This is a genomic window from Streptococcus sp. HMSC078H12, from assembly GCF_001814615.1.
GTDB lineage: Bacteria > Bacillota > Bacilli > Lactobacillales > Streptococcaceae > Streptococcus > Streptococcus salivarius_F.
In genome coordinates this window covers 1-2,559 of sequence record NZ_KV817311.1, presented here as the reverse complement: position 1 = coordinate 2,559, position 2,559 = coordinate 1, and the positions used below count along the sequence as shown (strand labels likewise).

Annotated in this window: 1 tRNA gene and 2 rRNA genes; all 3 read right to left on the bottom strand. The window is 48.1% G+C overall.

Annotated features, from left to right (window positions below):
* Window positions 1-2,175, bottom strand: a 23S ribosomal RNA gene (locus HMPREF2979_RS01295); the annotation flags it as partial.
* A gap of 146 nt (window positions 2,176-2,321) precedes the next feature.
* Window positions 2,322-2,394 (bottom strand) — tRNA-Ala (locus HMPREF2979_RS01290).
* Between the two features lie 54 nt (window positions 2,395-2,448).
* Window positions 2,449-2,559 (bottom strand): 16S ribosomal RNA (locus HMPREF2979_RS01285); the annotation flags it as partial.

Genomic DNA, 2,559 nt, shown 5'->3' with positions numbered 1-2,559 from the left:
AGTATCCCAACAACGCCTCACTCGAAACTGGCGTCCCGAGGTCATAGGCTCCTACCTATCCTGTACATGTGGTACAGATACTCAATATCAAACTGCAGTAAAGCTCCATGGGGTCTTTCCGTCCTGTCGCGGGTAACCTGCATCTTCACAGGTACTAAAATTTCACCGAGTCTCTCGTTGAGACAGTGCCCAAATCATTACGCCTTTCGTGCGGGTCGGAACTTACCCGACAAGGAATTTCGCTACCTTAGGACCGTTATAGTTACGGCCGCCGTTTACTGGGGCTTCAATTCATACCTTCGCTATTGCTAAGCACTCCTCTTAACCTTCCAGCACCGGGCAGGCGTCACCCCCTATACATCATCTTACGATTTAGCAGAGAGCTGTGTTTTTGATAAACAGTTGCTTGGGCCTATTCACTGCGGCTGACCATAAGTCAGCGCCCCTTCTCCCGAAGTTACGGGGCCATTTTGCCGAGTTCCTTAACGAGAGTTCTCTCGCTCACCTGAGGCTACTCGCCTCGACTACCTGTGTCGGTTTGCGGTACGGGTAGAGTATAATTAACGCTAGAAGCTTTTCTCGGCAGTGTGACATCACTAACTTCGCTACTAAACTTCGCTCCCCATCACAGCTCAATGTTATAGATATAAGCATTTGACTCATATCACACCTCACTGCTTGGCCAGACACTTCCAATCGTCTGGTTTAGTTAGCCTACTGCGTCCCTCCATCACTATATACTCTAGTACAGGAATATCAACCTGTTGTCCATCGGATACACCTTTCGGTCTCTCCTTAGGTCCCGACTAACCCAGGGCGGACGAGCCTTCCCCTGGAAACCTTAGTCTTACGGTGGACAGGATTCTCACCTGTCTTTCGCTACTCATACCGGCATTCTCACTTCTATGCGCTCCAGCACTCCTCACGGTACACCTTCTTCGCACATAGAACGCTCTCCTACCATACCTATAAAGGTATCCACAGCTTCGGTAATATGTTTTAGCCCCGGTACATTTTCGGCGCAGGGTCACTCGACTAGTGAGCTATTACGCACTCTTTGAATGAATAGCTGCTTCTAAGCTAACATCCTAGTTGTCTGTGCAACCCCACATCCTTTTCCACTTAACATATATTTTGGGACCTTAGCTGGTGGTCTGGGCTGTTTCCCTTTCGACTACGGATCTTAGCACTCGCAGTCTGACTGCCGATTATATCTCGTTGGCATTCGGAGTTTATCTGAGATTGGTAATCCGGGATGGACCCCTCACCCAAACAGTGCTCTACCTCCAAGAGACTTAACATCGACGCTAGCCCTAAAGCTATTTCGGAGAGAACCAGCTATCTCCAAGTTCGTTTGGAATTTCTCCGCTACCCACAAGTCATCCAAGCACTTTTCAACGTGCCCTGGTTCGGTCCTCCAGTGAGTTTTACCTCACCTTCAACCTGCTCATGGGTAGGTCACATGGTTTCGGGTCTACGACATGATACTAATGCGCCCTATTAAGACTCGGTTTCCCTACGGCTCCGTCTCTTCAACTTAACCTCGCATCATATCGTAACTCGCCGGTTCATTCTACAAAAGGCACGCTCTCACCCATTAACGGGCTCGAACTTGTTGTAGGCACACGGTTTCAGGTTCTATTTCACTCCCCTCCCGGGGTGCTTTTCACCTTTCCCTCACGGTACTGGTTCACTATCGGTCACTAGAGAGTATTTAGGGTTGGGAGATGGTCCTCCCAGATTCCGACGAGATTTCTCGTGTCTCGCCGTACTCAGGATACTGCTAGGTATAAAGACTATTTCGAATACGAGGCTATTACTCTCTTTGGCCTACCTTCCCAGGTAGTTCTTCTATAATCTTTAAGTCCACGTTGCAGTCCTACAACCCCGAAGAGTAAACTCTTCGGTTTGCCCTCTTGCCGTTTCGCTCGCCGCTACTAAGGCAATCGCTTTTGCTTTCTCTTCCTGCAGCTACTTAGATGTTTCAGTTCACTGCGTCTTCCTCTACATTACCTTAACAGTAATGAGTGACAGGCATTACCTGCCGGGTTCCCCCATTCGGACATCTCTGGATCATTGCTCACTTACAGCTCCCCAAAGCATTTCGTCGTTAGTCACGTCCTTCATCGGCTTCTAGTGCCAAGGCATCCACCGTGCGCCCTTATTAACTTAACCTTATTTTGGTCTTTCGACCTAACTCATTAAATATTCACAGCGTTTCGGTTTATTTTCTTGTTACTATCTATATGTATTTAATTACATATGGAATTTGATATAGATATTCAATTTTCAATGGACAATACTTGAATCTTTCGATTCAATGGAGCCTAGCGGGATCGAACCGCTGACCTCCTGCGTGCAAAGCAGGCGCTCTCCCAGCTGAGCTAAGGCCCCACAAGACCTCTCAAAACTAAATAAGAAACTCAAGTACATTCCGTTTTTCCTTAGAAAGGAGGTGATCCAGCCGCACCTTCCGATACGGCTACCTTGTTACGACTTCACCCCAATCATCTATCCCACCTTAGGCGGCTGGCTCCAAAAGGTTACCTCACCGACTTC